The sequence below is a fragment of the Aquamicrobium sp. genome (genome assembly GCF_023954335.1).
Lineage (GTDB): Bacteria > Pseudomonadota > Alphaproteobacteria > Rhizobiales > Rhizobiaceae > Aerobium.
On the sequence record NZ_JAMLIE010000001.1, the window covers coordinates 1,781,765 to 1,798,468 of the forward strand.

Genomic DNA, 16,704 nt, shown 5'->3' on the forward strand with positions numbered 1-16,704 from the left:
CTACCGGCCGTCCTCCACGGCCGGGCGGGCGTCAGCGGCCCGTGAAATTCGGCTTGCGCTTCTCGAGGAAGGAGGCGACGCCTTCCGCGTAGTCCGCGCCCTTGCCGACCTCGCGCTGGTAGTCGCGCTCAAGGTCGAGCTGGGCGTCGAGCGTGTTGGTCGCAGCCGCCTGGATCGCCTGCTTGGTCAGGCCGAGCGCCCGCGTCGGGCCGGCGGCGAGCCGGGCAGCGAGCGATTGCGCCTCGTCCATCAGCGCCGCATCGTCGCAGCAGCGCCAGATCAGCCCCCATTCGGCGGCGGTCTCGGCCGAAAGCGGCTCGGCGGTCAGCGCCAGCGCCTTGGCGCGCGCTTCGCCCAGAAGCTGCGGCAGCGCCCATGTGCCGCCCGAATCCGGCACGAGGCCGATCTTGGAGAATGCCTGGATGAAGCGGGCAGAGCGCGCGGCCAGCACGATGTCGCAGGCCAGCGCGACATTGGCGCCGGCGCCCGCCGCCACGCCGTTGACCGCGCAGACGACCGGCTTGGCCAGTGAGCGGATCTGGCGCACCAGCGGGTTGTAGAAGGTCTCGATCGTATAGCCGAGGTCGGGCTTCTCGGTGGCATTGGGGTCGCGGTCGCCGAGGTCCTGGCCGGCGCAGAAGCCGCGCCCGGCGCCCGTCAGCAGCACGGCGCGCACGTCGGCGTCGGCATGCGCCCGCTCGAGGCCGGCGCGCAATGCCAGGTGCATCTCCTCGTTGAAGGCGTTAAGCTTGTCGGGACGGTTGAGCGTCAGGCGCAGGACACCATCGGCGAAGGCCGACAGGATGGTTTCCGATCCGGGCATTGTTCCTCCTCGCCGCACCCTCGAGCGGCAACAAAAAAACAGTTGCATAAACCGGCCGGTCAGTCAATTATAAACCAGATTTGCCGCTGCGGCAGATCCGGGAGGCATCTGACATGACGCAATCCTGCGCGCATCGACGCGCCACGGCTGGCCATTTTCCGGACGCTCCGCACCCTGCGGTCCACCGGGGCGAGGGCGGCCGGCGCAGCCGCGTGCAGGCAAGGGCGACGTAGGAAGATCGCATCGTTCCCGTGCGGGAGGCGCGGGAACGATGACCGCAAGGAACGAGTTCCGTTTTTACCGTTGGGAGGAGAACCGACATGAAACTCAATAACGCTACCGCGCTTGCCGGCACGCTGGCCCTCGCTCTCGGCTTCGCCATGCCGGCGAGCGCCGACATCCGCATCGGCGCGACCCTGTCCGAAACCGGCCCGGCCGCGTTCCTCGGCGACCCCGAGGCCAAGACGCTGAAGATGCTGGTCGCCGAGATCAACGAGGCCGGCGGCGTCGGCGGCGAGAAGATCGAGCTGATCCTCTATGATGACGGCGGCGACCCGAACAAGGCGCGCACCTTCGCCACCCGCCTGATCGAGGACGACGAGGTCGTCGCCATCATCGGCGGCACGACGACCGGCACGTCGATGGCGATCATCCCCGTCGTCGAGGAGGCGGAGGTGCCGTTCATCTCGCTCGCCGGCGCGATCGAGGTCATCGACCCGGTGCAGCCCTTCACCTTCAAGACGCCGCACACCGACCGCATGGCCTGCGCCAAGATCTTCGAGGACATGCAGAAGCGCGGCTTCACCAAGATCGGCATGATCTCGGGCTCGGACGGCTTCGGCGCGTCGATGCGCAAGCAGTGCCTCGACATCGTCGGCGACTACGACATCGAGGTCGTGGCCGACGAGACCTATGCGCCGACCGACGCCGACATGACGCCGCAGCTCACCAACATCAAGGGCACGGCCGGGATCCAGGCGGTGCTGAACCCCGGCTTCGGCCAGGGGCCGGCCATCGTCACCCGCAACTATTCGCAGATCGCCGTCGGTCTGCCGTTCTACCAGTCGCACGGCGTCGCCTCCGACAGCTTCATCGAGCTGGCCGGCAAGGCCGAATCCGAGGGCGTGCGCCTGCCCGGCACCGCGCTGCTCGTCGCCGGCATCCTCGCCGAGGACGACCCGCAGCGCGAGGTCGCGGTCGCCTACAAGACCAAGTACGAGAGCGAGACCGGCACGCCCGTCTCCACCTTCGGCGGCTACGCGCACGACGCGCTGCGCATCCTCGTCGACGCGCTCGGCCGCGCCGGCAGCGCCGAGCCGCAGGCGATCCGCGACGCGATCGAATCGACCTCCGGCTTCGTCGGCACCACCGGCACCGTCACCATGTCGCCCGAGGACCATCTCGGCCTCGACCTGAGCGCCTTCCGGATGCTCGAGATCCGCGACGGCGGCTGGACCCTCGTCGAGTAGCCGTCAGCCGAGGCCGGCCGGGCGCGGGAGGCGCGTCCGGCCGCCGCTCTTCATGCCGCGGGGAGGCGAGGCATGCCCGAACTGATGCAGTTCCTGATGTCGGGGGTGACGGTGGGCGCGGTCTACGCGCTCGTCGCGCTCGGCTTCACCATCATCTACAACGCGTCCGACGTGGTGAACTTCGCCCAGGGCGAGTTCGTCATGCTGGGCGGCATGCTGACGGTGCTGTGCTACGCTGGCGGCCTGCCGCTGCCGGTCGCGGCGCTGATCGCCATCGCGGTCACGGCCGCCGCCGGCGTCGCGCTCAACAAGCTGGCCATCGAGCCGGCGCGCGGTGCGCCCGTCGTCTCGCTCATCATCATCACCATCGGCGCCTCGATCTTCATCCGCGGCGTCTCGCAGCTCGTCTTCGGCAAGCAGCTCCACCGCTTCCCGTCCTTTTCCGGCGACGCGCCGATCCCGGTGCTGGGCGCGACCATCCTGCCGCAGAGCCTGTGGGTGATCGCCGGCGGCCTTGCCGTCTTCGTCGGGCTATGGCTGTTCTTTACCCGCACGCTGACCGGGCGCGCGGTGCTCGCCACCGCCAACAACCGCATGGCCGCGCAGCTCGTCGGCATCAACACGCGCTATGTCATGTCGCTGTCCTTCGCGCTGTCGGCGGCGATCGGCGCGCTGGCGGGCGTGCTTGTCACCCCGATCACGCTGGTCAGCTACGACATCGGCATCTCGCTGGCGCTGAAGGGCTTCGCCGCCGCGATGCTGGGCGGCATGGGCAACCCCAAGGGCGCGCTGGCCGGCGGCCTGCTGCTCGGCCTGATGGAGGCACTGACGGCGGGCTATCTCAGCTCGCAATACAAGGACGCGGCCGCCTTCGTCGTCATCCTCGGCGTGCTCTTCTTCATGCCGCAGGGCCTGTTCGGCACCAAGACCACGGAACGGGTGTGACGGCGATGCGGCTCTCGACGAAAGCGACGACGCTTCTTCTCCTGGCGCTGGCGATCGCGCTCGCGCCGCTTCTGTTCCCTTCCGCCTTCTATTACCGGGTCGGCGCGCTGATCTTCATCAACGGCCTCGCCGTCACCGGCCTCGTGGTGCTGATCGGCTATGCCGGACAAATCAGCCTCGGCCATGCCGGTTTCTTCGGCATCGGCGCTTATGCCTGCGCGCTGGCGCCGGCGCATCTGGGCCTCCATCCCGTCCTCGCCATCGTCTTCGGCGCGGCGCTGTCGGGCGGCATCGCCTGGCTGGTCGGCCGGCCGATCCTGCGGCTCAAGGGCTATTACCTCGCCGTCGCCAGCCTCGGCTTCGGCGTGCTCGTCGCCATGGTGCTGGCTAACGAGGCGTGGCTTACCGGCGGGCCGGACGGCATCGCCGTGCCCGATCCCGGCCTGCGCGCCGCCCTGCGCGATCTCGGCATCGAGGTCAGCAACGCCCAGTTCTGGTACGGCGCCTGCGGCCTCGTGCTGGTCGTCGGCGCGTGGCTGGCGCTCAACCTGCACGACAGCGCGACCGGGCGGGCCTTGCGGGCGCTGCACGGCTCCGAAGTCGCCGCCCGCACCGTCGGCGTCGACGTCGCCCGCTACAAGCTGCACGCCTTCGTCATCTCGGCGGTCTACGCCTCGGTCGCCGGCTCGCTGCTTGCCTTGCAGAACCGGCTGGTGACGCCGGACATGGCCGGCTTCATGCATTCCATCGAGATGGTGACGATGACGGTTCTCGGCGGCGCGGCCTCGGTGCCGGGCGCGATCCTCGGCGCGGCGATCCTGACCGCGCTGCCGCAGGTGCTGACCGTGTTCCAGGAATACGAGATGCTGATGCTCGGCCTCGTCATGATGCTGGTGATGATATTCATGCGCGAGGGGCTGCTGCCCAGCCTCGTGCGCCTGCTGCGGGGGAGGGGTCAATGAGCCTGCTTCGCGTCGAGGGCCTCGGCATCGATTTCGGCGGCCTGCGCGCCGTCAACGATGTCGGCTTCGGGTTGGGTCCGGGCGAGATCGTCTCGGTCATCGGGCCGAACGGGGCCGGCAAGACCACGCTGTTCAACATGATCTCCGGCCTCTATCTGCCGGCGCGGGGCCGCGTCACGCTCGACGGCGAGGACGTGACCGGCATGGAGCCGCATCTGCTCGCCGCGCGCGGGCTGTCGCGCACCTTCCAGAACCTCCAGATATTCCATGCCATGACCGTGCTGGAGAATGTCGAGGCCGGGCATCATCTGCACGAGAAGGGCTCGGTGGTCGCCGACCTTTTGTCGCTGCCCTCCTCGCGCCGGCGCAACGCGGCGACGCGCGAGAGCGCCTATGCTCTGCTGGAGCGGGTCGGGCTGTCGCGCGCGGCCGGGCACGAGGCGGGCTCGCTGTCCTACGGCGCGCTGAAGCGGCTGGAGATCGCCCGGGCGCTCGCCCTGAAGCCGCGCGTGCTGCTGCTCGACGAGCCGGCTGCGGGCTGCAACGCGGTCGAGACCGAGGAGATCGACCGGCTGGTGTCCGATGTCGCGGCGTCGGGCGTCGCCGTGCTTCTGGTCGAGCACGACATGAAGATGGTGATGCGCATATCGAGCCATCTCGTCGTCCTCGACCATGGCGAGAAGATCGCCGAGGGCGAGCCGGCTTTGGTGGCGCGCGACCCGCGCGTCATCGAGGCCTATCTCGGCGCCCAAGCCGGAGAGGATGCCGGGGAGGACACCCATGCTCACGGTTGAGGGGCTGCGCTCGCGCTACGGCCGCATCGAGGCGCTGCACGGCATCGACATCGAGGTCGGCTCGGGCGAGATCGTCGCCGTGGTCGGCGCCAACGGCGCGGGCAAGACGACGCTGCTGCGCTGCCTGTCCGGCGTGCAGCCGGTCTCGGCCGGCTCGATCATCTTTCGCGGCGAGCCGCTGACCGCTGTGCCGGCGTGGCGGCGCGTCGAGCGCGGGCTGGCGCAATCGCCCGAAGGGCGGCAGATCTTCACCAACCTGACGGTCGAGGAGAATCTGCGCCTCGGCGCGTTCCTGTTCAGCGACGACAAGGTCGCGCGCGACATGGACGAGGCCTTCGCGATGTTCCCCATCCTGAAGGAGAAGCGCAACCTGCCGGCCGGCGGGCTTTCCGGCGGCCAGCAGCAGATGCTGGCCATCGCCCGCGCGCTGATGGGGCGCCCCTCCTGCCTGCTGCTCGACGAGCCATCGATGGGGCTGGCGCCGATCCTGGTGGCGCAGATCTTCGACGTGGTGAAGAACCTGCGGAGCCTCAACGTCACCGTGCTGCTGGTCGAGCAGAACGCCTTCGGCGCGCTGTCGATCGCCGACCGCGGCTACGTCATGGAAACCGGGCGCATCATCATGGGCGGCCCGGCGGCCGAGCTGATCGCCGACGAGAAGGTGAGGGAAGCCTATCTGGGGATTTGACGCCGGGGGTGCTATAATCCCGCCGTCGCGATATGTTACAATTTGGCCGTAAAATTCTGTTGAAATGTAACGCATCGAATGCTAAATAGATAACCGTCCGGTCGGTCAATGAATAATCGACGCGACCGGACGCCAATGCGAGGCCCGGCAGCGCGGCAAGGAGGAAAGCCATGTATGCCCAGATGGTCAGGACCGACAGCGACGGCGTGAAGTCTCTCGAGGAGATGTCGTTGCAGGAACGCGCGTTTCAGGACCGCGTCGATGCCGGCGAGAAGATCGAGCCGAAGGACTGGATGCCCGAAGCCTACCGCAAGACGCTGATCCGCCAGATCGGCCAGCATGCCCATTCCGAGATCGTCGGGCAGTTGCCCGAAGGCAACTGGATCACCCGCGCCCCGACGCTGGAGCGCAAGGCGATCCTGCTCGCCAAGGTGCAGGACGAGGCCGGCCACGGCCTTTACCTCTACTGCGCCGCCGAGACGCTCGGCGTCAGCCGCGACGAGCTGCTCGACAAGCTGCATTCGGGGAAGATGAAATACTCCTCGATCTTCAACTATCCGACGCTGAACTGGGCCGATATCGGCGCGGTCGGCTGGCTGGTCGACGGCGCGGCGATCATGAACCAGGTGCCGCTCCAGCGCACCTCCTACGGCCCCTACAGCCGCGCGATGATCCGCATCTGCAAGGAGGAGAGCTTCCACCAGCGGCAGGGCTACGACATCATGATGAAGATGGCTGAAGGTTCGCCAGCCCAGAAGGCGATGGCGCAGGATGCGCTGAACCGCTTCTGGTATCCGTCGCTGATGATGTTCGGCCCCTCCGACAAGGATTCGGTCCACTCGGCGCAGTCGATGGCGTGGAAGATCAAGATCAACACCAATGACGAGCTGCGGCAGAAATTCGTCGACCAGACCGTGCCGCAGGCGAAATATCTCGGCCTGACCATCCCCGACGACAAGCTGGCCTGGAACGAGGAAAAGGGCGGCTACGACTTTTCCGAGCCGGACTGGAGCGAGTTCTTCGAGGTGATTTCCGGCAACGGGCCGTGCAACCGCGAGCGCCTCGGCGCGCGCGTCAAGGCGTGGGAGGACGGCGCCTGGTTCCGCGAAGGGCTGATGGCCCATGCGCGCAAGAAGGAGGCGCGCCGCGCGGCCGCCTGAGGCCGCGCGCGCCGAAAAAAGAACAGCCAGCCGGGCGGTTATCGCGCCCATCGGGACAGCCAGCGACAGGAGGAAGCGCCATGTCTCACGAATGGCCTCTATGGGAGATTTTCATCCGCGGCCAGCACGGCCTCAACCATCGCCACGTCGGCAGCTTGCACGCGCCCGACGCCGAGATGGCGATCAAGAACGCCCGCGACGTCTACACCCGCCGCAACGAGGGCGTATCGATCTGGGTGGTGCGCTCGTCCGAGATCGCGGCGAGCTCGCCCTCCGACAAGGGACCGCTGTTCGAGCCGTCCAACTCCAAAGTCTACCGCCACCCGACCTTCTTCAAGATTCCCGACGAAGTGGGGCATATGTGATGGCCGCGCTTCTCGACGCCGACACCGGGGCCGATATCGACCGCGCCGGCCTGACCGAGTTCCTGCTGCGCATGGGCGACAACGCGCTCGTCCTCGGCCATCGCGTCTCGGAATGGTGCGGCCACTCGCCGGTGCTGGAGGAGGACATCGCGCTCGCCAACACCGCGCTCGACCTGATCGGCCAGACCCAGCTCTGGCTCGGCCTTGCCGGCGAGGTCGAGGGCAAGGGCCGCACGGCCGACAACCTCGCCTATCTGCGCGACGCGCACGCCTTCCGCAACCTCCTGCTGGTCGAGCTGCCCAACGGCGATTTCGGCCGCACGCTGATGCGCCAGTTCCTGTTCGACGCCTGGCACCTGCCGATGCTGAAATGGCTGGCCGCGTCCTCGCGCGATCCGCGCATCGCCGAGATCGCCGCCAAGGCGGTGAAGGAAGTCGCCTATCACGTCGAGCGCTCGGCCGACCTCGTCATCCGCCTCGGCGACGGCAGCGAGGAAAGCCACGCCCGCATGCAGACGGCACTCGACGAGCTCTGGCCCTATACGGGCGAGATGTTCGCGGCCGACGCCGCCGACGAGGCAGCCGCCGCGGCCGGCATCGCGCCGTCTGTTCCCAGCCTGCGCGAGCCGTGGGAGGCGGTGGTGGACGAGGTTCTGGCCGAGGCGACGTTGAAGCGCCCCGATGGGACCTACGCCCACAAGGGCGGCAGGAGCGGCAGGCACACCGAGCATCTGGGCTATATCCTGGCCGAGATGCAGTTCCTGCAGCGCGCCTATCCGGGAAGCACCTGGTAGGAGGGCGAGGTGGACGCCGCGACCCTGCCTTCGGTGGAGACGGTCTGGCAATGGCTGGGCGAGGTGCCGGACCCGGAGATCCCGGTGATCTCGGTGGTCGAGCTCGGCATCGTCCGCGACGTCGCCTATGACGGCGACACGCTGGTCGTCGCGGTGACGCCGACCTATTCCGGCTGCCCGGCGACCTCCATGATCGACCTCGACATCGAGGCGGCGCTGCGCGGCCACGGGGTGGAGAGCATCAGGCTGGAGCGCCGGCTTTCCCCGGCCTGGACGAGCGACTGGATCGGCCCGGAGGCGCGCGAGAAGCTGCGCGCCTACGGCATCGCCCCGCCGGTGGACGGCACCGCCGCCGACGGGCGGCTGGCCCGCCGCGCGGAACGCCTTTCCGGCGGCAACGCCGCCATTTACTGCCCCCGCTGCGGGTCGCCGGCGACGGAAAAGGTGAGCCAGTTCGGCTCCACCCCGTGCAAGGCGAGCTACCGCTGCACCGAATGCCTGGAACCGTTCGACTATTTCAAATGCATCTGAGGATGCGACTTCAATGCATCCGAGGATGCGGCAGGGAGGCACCATGTCACGCTTTCATCCGCTCGAAGTCACCGACGTGCGCCGCGACACGCGCGACGCCATCGTCGTCACGCTGAAGCCGCGCGAGGAGGACCGCGACGCGTTCCGCTTTACGCAGGGCCAGTACCTGACCCTGCGCCGCCGCTTCGACGACGCCGAGCTGCGCCGCTCCTATTCGATCTGCGCCGGGCTCGACGACGCGTCGCTGCGCGTCGGCATCAAGCGCGTCGACGGCGGCGCGTTCTCGACCTGGGCCAACGAGAATCTGCGCCCCGGCGACCTGATCGAGGCGATGCCGCCGATGGGCAATTTCCACCTGCCGCTGGAGCCTGAGGCCGGGCGCGAATATCTCGGCTTCGCCGGCGGCAGCGGCATCACGCCGGTGCTGTCCATCGTCAAGACCGTGCTGGCGCGCGAGCCGGGATCGCGCTTCACGCTGGTCTACGCCAACAGGCAGGTCTCCTCGATCATGTTCCGCGAGGAACTGGAGGACCTGAAGAACCTCTATCTCGGGCGGCTGTCGATCATCCACATCCTCGACAGCGAGGGGCAGGAGATCGACCTTTTCACCGGCCAGATCGACCGGGCGAAGTGCGACGCGCTGTTTTCGCACTGGATCGACCTGAAATCGGTCGACGCCGCCTTCATCTGCGGGCCGGAGCCGATGATGCTGGTGATCGCCGAGGCGTTGCGGGCGCACGGTATGGCCGAGGAGCGCATCAAGTTCGAGCTGTTCGCCTCCTCGCAGCCCGGCCGCCTGCCGCAGAGGCAGCGCACGGAAGGTGCAGCCGACGCGGCCGCCGCCTGCGAGGCGACGGTGACGCTCGATGGTGTCACCCGCAGCTTCACCTTCCCCAAGCAGGGCCAGAGCCTGCTCGAGGCCGCGCTGGAGCATTCGCTCGACGCGCCCTATGCCTGCACCGCGGGCGTGTGCTCGACCTGCCGCGCCAAGGTGCTGGAAGGCGAGGTCGAGATGCTCGTCAACCATGCGCTCGAGGATTACGAGGTCGAGCAGGGCTATGTGCTGACCTGTCAGTGCTACCCGGTCTCGGACCGCATCGCCGTCAGCTACGACCAGTAGCGGCGGACGTCAGGGAGGAGGATGCGATGAGCGAGACCATGCCGATCGAGGACTATCTGGCCAAGGGCGGGGTGCTGACCTCGCCGGGCAACGCGCCGGCGCGCTACCGGGCCGAGCTGTTACGGCTGATGGCGAGCTTCGTCGACAGCGAGCTGGCCGGCTCCGCCGGCTTCGCCGACACGATCAACGACGCGCCGGGCATCAAGGAGCGCATCTCGGCCGCGCGCATCGTGCTGGAAAAGACCGACCATGCCGGCCGCGTGCTGGAGGTGATGGCGAGCTTCGGCGCCGATGCCGGGCGCTATGCCGTGCATCACCCATGGGCGGCGCGGCTGCCGCGCGAGGCCGACATCGGCGCGGCGCGGCAGGGCGGCGACCGGCGGCTCGCCGTCTTCCACTACCCGTTGCAGGGCTGGGTCGACGCCGTGACCATGAACGTCCTGATGGGGCGTGCGGTCGTCATCGAGCTGAAGGAGCTGGAGCGCGTCTCCTACCAGCCGCTGGCCGAGGTGTTCCGCGCGATCACCCCGCGCGAGACGCGCCACGCCGAGCTCGGGCTGGAAGGGCTGAAGCGCATCGTCGAGACGCCCGAGGGTAGGGCTGAGGCTCAAGGATCCGTCGATTACTGGCTGCCGCGCGTGGCGGCGAGCTTCGGCGTCTCCCGCTCGGCCCGCCACGACATGCTGGCCAGGCTCGGGCTGCGGCACGAGCCCAACGAAGCCCTGCTTGCCCGCTGGCAGGCGGACATCGCGGCGGAACTCGCCGCGCTCGGTCTCACCACCAAGGAAGGATAGACGCATGAATGTCGCGGTGTCCCCCACCCGCCGACTTGAAAGCTATGTTTGCGGAGAATGGCGCAAGGGCGGCGGCGAGGGGACGATCCTTCGCGACGCCTCGACGGGCAGCCCCGTCGCGCTGATCGATTCTTCCGGCATCGACTTCGCAGCCGCGCTCGCCTATGGCCGCGAGAAGGCCGGGCCGGCGCTGCGGCGCCTGTCCTTCCACGAGCGGGCGGCGATGCTCAAGGCGCTCGCCCAGGCGCTGATGGCGCACAAGGACAAGCTCTACGCGCTGTCCACCGCCACCGGCGCCACCCGCGCCGACAGCTGGGTCGACATCGACGGCGGCTTCGGCACGCTGCTGACCTACGCCTCGAAAGGCCGGCGCGAGCTGCCCAACACGCGCGTGCTGCTCGACGGCGACGTCGAGCCGCTGTCGAAGGACGGCACGTTCAGCGCCCAGCATATCCTGTCGCCGCTGCAAGGCGTGGCGGTGCACATCAACGCCTTCAACTTCCCGTGCTGGGGGATGCTGGAAAAGCTGGCGCCGACCCTGCTGGCCGGCATGCCGGCCATCGTCAAGCCGGCGAGCCAGACCGCCTACCTGACCGAACAGGTCGTGCGGCGCATGGTCGGGAGCGGCATCCTGCCGGAAGGCGCGGTGCAGCTCGTCTGCGGTTCGCTCGGCGACCTGCTCGACCATGTCGACGGGCAGGACGTGGTCACCTTTACCGGCTCGGCCGCGACCGGGCGCATGCTCAAGGCGCATCCGGCGATCCTCGCCAATTCCGTGCGTTTCACCATGGAGGCCGACAGCCTGAACGCGGCGATCCTCGGCGAGGATGCCGGCCCCGGTACGCCGGAGTTCGACCTCTTCGTCAGGGAGGTCGCGCGCGAGATGACGGTCAAGGCCGGGCAGAAATGCACGGCCATCCGCCGCGTAATCGCCCCGCGCCGCCATGCCGACGCGCTGGTCGCGGCGCTGCGCGAACGGCTCGGCAAGGTCGCGCTCGGCAACCCGGCCGACGAGGCCGTGACCATGGGGCCGCTGGCCAGCCTTTCCCAGCGCGAGGAAGTGCGCGCCCGCATAAACGACCTTGCCGGCGAGGCCGAGATCGTCGCCGGCGACGCCGCCAATCCGCGCCTCGCCTCGGGCGATCCGGAGGCCGGGGCGTTCGTCGAGCCGGTGCTGCTCTATTGCGACCGGCCGCAGGGCGCGCGCGCGATCCACGACGTCGAGGCGTTCGGCCCGGTTTCCACGGTCATGCCCTATGACGGCTGGGAGGAGGCGGTCGCGCTCGCCCGGCGCGGCAAGGGCAGCCTCGTCGCCTCCGTCTTCACCGACGATCCGGCCTTCGCGCAGGAAGTGGTGCTGGGCCTCGCCCCGTTCCACGGCCGGGTGATGATCGGCAACCGCGCCAGCGCGAAAAGCTCGACCGGCCACGGCTCGCCGCTGCCGATGCTGGTGCATGGCGGGCCGGGCCGGGCCGGCGGCGGCGAGGAGCTGGGCGGCCTGCGCGGCGTCGTCCACTACATGCAGCGCACGGCGGTGCAGGGCACGCCGGGACTGCTGTCGGCCGTCACCGGGCGCTGGCTGGAGGGCGCCGGCGTGCGCGAGGACGGGGTCCACCCGTTCCGCAAGTCGCTGGCGGACCTCGAGGTCGGCGACCAGCTCGTCACCGCCGCGCGCAAGGTGACGCTGGACGACATCGAGCATTTCGCCGGCTTCACCGGCGACACCTTCTACGCCCACATGGACGAGGACGCGGCGAAGGCCAACCCGTTCTTCGACGGGCGGGTGGCGCATGGCTATCTGATCGTCTCCTTCGCCGCCGGCCTGTTCGTCGATCCCGCCCCCGGCCCGGTGCTGGCCAATTACGGCATCGACAATCTGCGCTTCCTGACGCCGGTCTATCCCGGCGACGAGCTGCAGGTGCGGCTGACCTGCAAGGAGATCAACCCGCGCAGCGGGGCGGAGCACGGCGAAGTGCGCTGGGATTGCCGCGTCACCAACCAGACCGGGGCGGTGGTGGCGCAATACGACGTCCTGACCATGGTGGCGAAGACCGCCGACTGAGCCTAGATCGCAAAAGAAAAAGGCCCGGCGTCGCGGCTTGCGACGCCGGGCCTTGTCGTTTCAGGACCGGATCAGCGGCGGGCGAACAGCGCCCACACGGCCGGGATCAGCGAGGCGGCAAGCGCGGCCTTGATGACGTCGGCGAGGACGAACGGCACGACGCCGAACTGCCACGCCTTTTCGACGCCGAGGAGGGTGGCGAGCCAGGCGAAGCCGAAGGCGAGGATCAGCGCCACGCCGACCAGCATCACCGAGAACAGCTTGACCGGGTTGCGGTCGAAGCCGCGGTCGGCGGCCCAGCCGACGAGCGCGGTGGCGAGGATCATGCCGAAGAGGTAGCCGCCCGTGGTGCCCATCATGTAGGCGATGCCGATGCCCTTCTCCGGCGTCGACTGGAAGACCGGGAAGCCCATCGCGCCCTCGGCGAGATAGAGCAGGAAGGTCGCGAGGCCGAGGCGCATGCCGTAGGCGGCGGCGATGGCGAGGACGGCGAGGTTGCCGAGATAGAGATCGACCGGGCCGAGCACGACCTTGGTCTTGGCCGCAAGGGTGAGCAGCAGCGTGCCGCCGACGGCGAGCAGCGCCAGCATGGCATAGCGGGCGACGCCCTTCTCGGGCAGCGTGAGCGAAACCAGGGGACGGGACAGAACGGCTGCGGACATTGACCTCTCCATGGGAAAGCGGACGGATGCGATGGTTTCCCCTATATGGCCTTCCATGATATGCGGCAACTCGTTTCGCCGTCTTTCGTCAACTCGCACCGGTATCGCCGCATGGCCATCGACTTCGACATCGCATTCGAACCCGCCTATGGCGAGGCGGTGCCGGTCGCGCCCGGCGTCGCGCGGATGACGGTCAACAACCCGAGCGCGTTCACCTTCCACGGCACCAACAGCTATATCGTCGGCACCGACACGCTGGCGGTGATCGACCCCGGCCCCGAGGACGAGAATCACCTGCGCGCGCTTCTGGCCGCGATTCGCGGCCGGCCGGTGAGCCACATCCTCGTCTCGCACACCCATGTCGACCATTCGCCGCTTGCCGCGCGGCTCGCCGCCGAGACCGGCGCGAGGGTGCTGGCCGAGGGGCCGCACCGGCCGGCACGGCCCCTGCGCATCGGCGAGATCAACCCGCTCGACGCCAGCGGCGACGAGGCCTTCGCGCCGGACGCGCTCTTGAAGGACGGCGAGGTGGTCGAGGGCGACGGCTGGGCGCTGCGCACGGTCTTCACCCCCGGCCACACCGCCAACCACGTCGCCTTCGCCATCGAGGGGACGGGCATCCTCTTCTCGGCCGACCACGTCATGGCGTGGTCCACCTCCATCGTCGCCCCGCCCGACGGCGCGATGGCCGACTACATGGCTTCGCTCGACCGGCTGCTCGAACGCGACGACGCCCTCTATCTGCCCGGCCATGGTGGCCCGGTGACGCAGCCGCCGGCCTTCCTGCGCGGCCTGAAGGCGCACCGCAAGATGCGCGAGCGCGCGATCCTGGAGCGGCTCAGGACGGGCGACCGGACGGTGCGGGAGATGGTGGCGGCGATCTATCGCGACGTCGACCCGCGCCTGCACGGCGCGGCCGGGCTTTCCGTGCTGGCGCATCTGGAGGACCTCGCCGGGCGCGGCATCGTCGCCGTCGAGGGCGAGCCGTCAATCGACGGTGTTTTCATTCCCGTCTGAGGGCGGGATGTCGATGATCTCCAGCGACTGGCGCTCGAGCTCGGCGGCGAGGGCGGCCATGAAGCCGTTGATGCGCCGCGCGTTCGAGCCGAGGTCGTGCGGGCCGTAACGCGAGGCCATGCGCATGTCGACGAAGGTGGTTTCCTCCTCGTCCGTCAGGCGCAGCACCGCGTCGGCGGGAAAGCGCAGGAGAAGGCTCGGCGCTTCCATCTCGATGGAGATCTCTGTCCGCCCGCCGGCCGATGTCGGCATCGGGCCGTGGACCCGCCAGCCGCGTGCGGCAACGACGGGTGCCAGCGCCGCCAGAACGCGCTCGACCGAGGCGTCGAGGCGCCGGCCGGCCACGTCCGGGTAGGTGCGCATCTGAAGTGCCGCCGCTTCTGCCGTGACCGGGCCGATGACATTCATCTGCGCCGTGCGCAGGCGCGGCGCGATCACGAAGGCGGGCGGCTCGTCGAGGTCGGTCGAGACGTCCGTTAGCGCCGGCAGCGTGAGGTAGAGCCAGCCGGCGACGGCATAGGGCGCGAGCACGATCAGCGACAGAACCGTCGCGGCGAGCGAGGCCTTGCCGGCCTTGTCGCCGTTGCGCCACAGTTGCGAGAAGCCGCCGACGGCGAGGATGAGACCGGCGAGGGCGAGCGCCGCCACGAGGACCAGCGTCCACAGGAAGCCGAACGTCTCGACCAGCCCGTAACGGTGGCCGACGCCCGCCGTGACGAGAAGCACGAGCGAGAAGGCCGAGAGGCGGCGCGCCCACCCGGCCGTCTTCGAGACCCTGCGCTGCGGAAATGCCGCCATCGAAATCGCCCTGCCTGAGAATTAGCGCCGCAGGGTTCCCTATGGAACGCTGCGCGCCAAACCTCAAGCCGTCGGCAGGCGGTAATCCCTGAACTGGTCTCGCAGTGTCGTCTTCTGGATTTTGCCGGTTGCGGTGTGGGGGATCTGGTCGACGAAGACGACGTCGTCCGGCATCCACCATTTGGCGATCTTGCCGGCGAAGAACTCGAGAAGCTCCTCCTTCGTCGTCTGCCTGCCTTCCTTGCGCACCACCACCAGCAGCGGCCGCTCGTCCCATTTCGGGTGGGCGATGCCGATGGCCGCCGCCTCGGCGACGTCCGGATGGCCGACCGCAAGGTTCTCGAGATCGATGGTCGAGATCCACTCGCCGCCCGACTTGATGACGTCCTTGGCCCGGTCGGTGATCTGCATGTAGCCGTGCGGGTCGATATGGGCGACGTCGCCCGTGTCGAACCAGCCGTCCTCGTCGAACTGGTCGGCGCCGGCCCCGCCGTAATAGGCCCGCGCCACCGCCGGCCCGCGCACCTTCAGCCGGCCGAAGGTCCTGCCGTCCCACGGATGCTCGACATCGTCGTCGTCCGTCACCTTCATCTCGACGCCGAACGGCGCGAAGCCCTGCTTCTGCGCGATGTCGAGCCGGGCCTCGCCGGTCAGGCCCGCATAGTCGGGCTTCATCGTGCACAGGCTGCCGAGCGGGCTCATCTCGGTCATGCCCCAGGCATGGACGACCTCGACGTCGTAGTTCTTCTCGAACTTCTCGGTCATCGCCCGCGGGCAGGCCGAGCCGCCGATGACGACCCGCTTCAGGTGCGGCAGCGCCTTGCCGGTCTGCTCCAGATATTGCAGCAGCATCAGCCACACGGTCGGCACCGCGGCGGTGAAGCTGACCTTCTCGCCGTCGAGCAGCTCCCAGATCGCCTCGCCGTCCATGCGCCCGCCCGGCATCACCAGCTTGGAGCCGACCATCGGCGCGCTCTGCGCGAGGCCCCAGGCGTTGGCGTGGAACATCGGCACCACCGGCATCACCACGTCGCGCGCCGAGATGCCCATCGCGTTCGGCGTCGAGGCGATCAGCGCGTGGAGCACGTTGGAGCGGTGGGAATAGACCACGCCCTTCGGGTCGCCCGTGGTGCCGGAGGTGTAGCACATGCCGCAGGCCGCGTTCTCGTCGAGCGTCTTCCAGGCGAAGTCGCCGTCCGCCTCCTTCAGCCATTCCTCATAGGCGATCGCGTTGGCGAGGCTGGTCTGCGGCATATGCGCGGCGTCGGTGAAGACGACGACCTGCCTGATCGTCGGAACCTGCGGCACGATCTTCTCCGCCAGCGGCAGGAAGGTGAGGTCGACGAACAGCGCCTTGTCCTCGGCATGGTTCATGATCCAGGCGATCTGCTCGGGGAACAGGCGCGGATTGAGCGTGTGGTAGACCGCGCCGATGCCGTTGATGCCGTACCAGGCTTCGAGGTGATTGGCCGTGTTCCAGGCCATGGTGGCGATGCGGTCGCCCTCGGAAAAGCCGGCGCGCTCCAGACGCTGCGCCACCTTCAGCGCCCGGGCGCGGGCCTGCGCATAGGTCGTGCGCACGATCGGCCCCTCGACCGAGCGCGACACGATCTCCCGCCCGCCATGCTGGATCGCCGCATAGTCGAGTATCTTGTGGCACAGCAGCGGCCAATCCTGCATCAGTCCAATCATCGCGCTTATCCTGCAAGTAAAGCTATGG

General features: G+C 68.7%; 17 protein-coding genes. 13 read left to right on the top strand and 4 right to left on the bottom strand.

Features of this window, described 5'->3' with window-relative positions:
* Window positions 1–31: 31 nt before the first annotated feature.
* Window positions 32–823, bottom strand: a complete 792-nt coding sequence (gene paaG, locus M9945_RS08880; RefSeq protein WP_367931158.1) for a 2-(1,2-epoxy-1,2-dihydrophenyl)acetyl-CoA isomerase PaaG — start codon at window positions 821–823, stop codon at window positions 32–34.
* A gap of 320 nt (window positions 824–1,143) precedes the next feature.
* Here paaG and M9945_RS08885 point away from each other — a divergent pair, with 320 nt between their 5' ends.
* The 12 genes from M9945_RS08885 to paaZ all read left to right on the top strand — a co-directional run bounded on the left by M9945_RS08885 (window position 1,144) and on the right by paaZ (window position 12,507).
* Window positions 1,144–2,292, top strand: coding sequence for an ABC transporter substrate-binding protein (locus M9945_RS08885; RefSeq protein WP_367944208.1), 1,149 nt, complete (start codon window positions 1,144–1,146; stop codon window positions 2,290–2,292).
* A gap of 72 nt (window positions 2,293–2,364) precedes the next feature.
* A complete protein-coding gene (locus tag M9945_RS08890) occupies window positions 2,365–3,237 on the top strand; it encodes a branched-chain amino acid ABC transporter permease (protein ID WP_367944209.1) in 873 nt (290 codons plus the stop codon).
* 5 nt (window positions 3,238–3,242) lie between these two features.
* Complete coding sequence (locus M9945_RS08895) at window positions 3,243–4,199, top strand: branched-chain amino acid ABC transporter permease (RefSeq protein WP_367931162.1); 957 nt, start codon at window positions 3,243–3,245, stop codon at window positions 4,197–4,199.
* Window positions 4,196–4,993, top strand: a complete 798-nt coding sequence (locus tag M9945_RS08900) for an ABC transporter ATP-binding protein (protein WP_367944210.1) — start codon at window positions 4,196–4,198, stop codon at window positions 4,991–4,993. The genes M9945_RS08895 and M9945_RS08900 overlap by 4 nt, the downstream gene beginning before the upstream one ends.
* Entirely contained in the window at window positions 4,980–5,681 is a 702-nt protein-coding gene (locus M9945_RS08905) for an ABC transporter ATP-binding protein (protein WP_367944211.1), read from the top strand. The genes M9945_RS08900 and M9945_RS08905 overlap by 14 nt, the downstream gene beginning before the upstream one ends.
* A 170-nt stretch (window positions 5,682–5,851) precedes the next feature.
* The gene (gene paaA / locus M9945_RS08910; protein WP_367931153.1) at window positions 5,852–6,841 is read left to right on the top strand and encodes a 1,2-phenylacetyl-CoA epoxidase subunit PaaA; all 990 of its coding nucleotides are present in this window, start codon (window positions 5,852–5,854) and stop codon (window positions 6,839–6,841) included.
* 80 nt (window positions 6,842–6,921) lie between these two features.
* Window positions 6,922–7,206, top strand: coding sequence for a 1,2-phenylacetyl-CoA epoxidase subunit PaaB (paaB, locus tag M9945_RS08915; protein ID WP_367931152.1), 285 nt, complete (start codon window positions 6,922–6,924; stop codon window positions 7,204–7,206).
* A complete protein-coding gene (gene paaC / locus M9945_RS08920) occupies window positions 7,206–8,000 on the top strand; it encodes a 1,2-phenylacetyl-CoA epoxidase subunit PaaC (RefSeq protein ID WP_367944212.1) in 795 nt (264 codons plus the stop codon). Before paaB ends, paaC begins: the two co-directional genes overlap by 1 nt.
* A 9-nt stretch (window positions 8,001–8,009) precedes the next feature.
* Complete coding sequence (paaD, locus tag M9945_RS08925) at window positions 8,010–8,531, top strand: 1,2-phenylacetyl-CoA epoxidase subunit PaaD (RefSeq protein WP_367944213.1); 522 nt, start codon at window positions 8,010–8,012, stop codon at window positions 8,529–8,531.
* Window positions 8,532–8,574: 43 nt separating this feature from the next.
* Entirely contained in the window at window positions 8,575–9,651 is a 1,077-nt protein-coding gene (locus M9945_RS08930; RefSeq protein ID WP_367944214.1) for a 2Fe-2S iron-sulfur cluster-binding protein, read from the top strand.
* A gap of 26 nt (window positions 9,652–9,677) precedes the next feature.
* On the top strand, window positions 9,678–10,445 hold the full coding sequence (locus tag M9945_RS08935; protein ID WP_367944215.1) for a Phenylacetic acid catabolic protein: 768 nt from the start codon (window positions 9,678–9,680) through the stop codon (window positions 10,443–10,445).
* 4 nt (window positions 10,446–10,449) lie between these two features.
* Entirely contained in the window at window positions 10,450–12,507 is a 2,058-nt protein-coding gene (paaZ, locus tag M9945_RS08940) for a phenylacetic acid degradation bifunctional protein PaaZ (RefSeq protein ID WP_367944216.1), read from the top strand.
* A 71-nt stretch (window positions 12,508–12,578) separates the two neighbouring features.
* Here paaZ and M9945_RS08945 read toward each other — a convergent pair whose 3' ends face one another.
* Window positions 12,579–13,169 (bottom strand): biotin transporter BioY, encoded by a 591-nt coding sequence (locus M9945_RS08945; protein ID WP_367944217.1) that lies wholly within the window; start codon window positions 13,167–13,169, stop codon window positions 12,579–12,581.
* A 111-nt stretch (window positions 13,170–13,280) separates the two neighbouring features.
* Between M9945_RS08945 and M9945_RS08950 the strand changes: the two genes are divergently transcribed.
* Window positions 13,281–14,186: an MBL fold metallo-hydrolase gene (locus M9945_RS08950; protein ID WP_367944218.1), complete on the top strand. Its 906-nt coding sequence runs from the start codon at window positions 13,281–13,283 to the stop codon at window positions 14,184–14,186.
* Here M9945_RS08950 and M9945_RS08955 read toward each other — a convergent pair.
* Window positions 14,157–14,984, bottom strand: coding sequence for a DUF1499 domain-containing protein (locus M9945_RS08955; protein ID WP_367944219.1), 828 nt, complete (start codon window positions 14,982–14,984; stop codon window positions 14,157–14,159). The genes M9945_RS08950 and M9945_RS08955 overlap by 30 nt on opposite strands.
* A 63-nt stretch (window positions 14,985–15,047) precedes the next feature.
* Window positions 15,048–16,676, bottom strand: a complete 1,629-nt coding sequence (locus M9945_RS08960; RefSeq protein WP_367944220.1) for a fatty-acid--CoA ligase — start codon at window positions 16,674–16,676, stop codon at window positions 15,048–15,050.
* Between the last annotated feature and the right edge of the window lie 28 nt (window positions 16,677–16,704).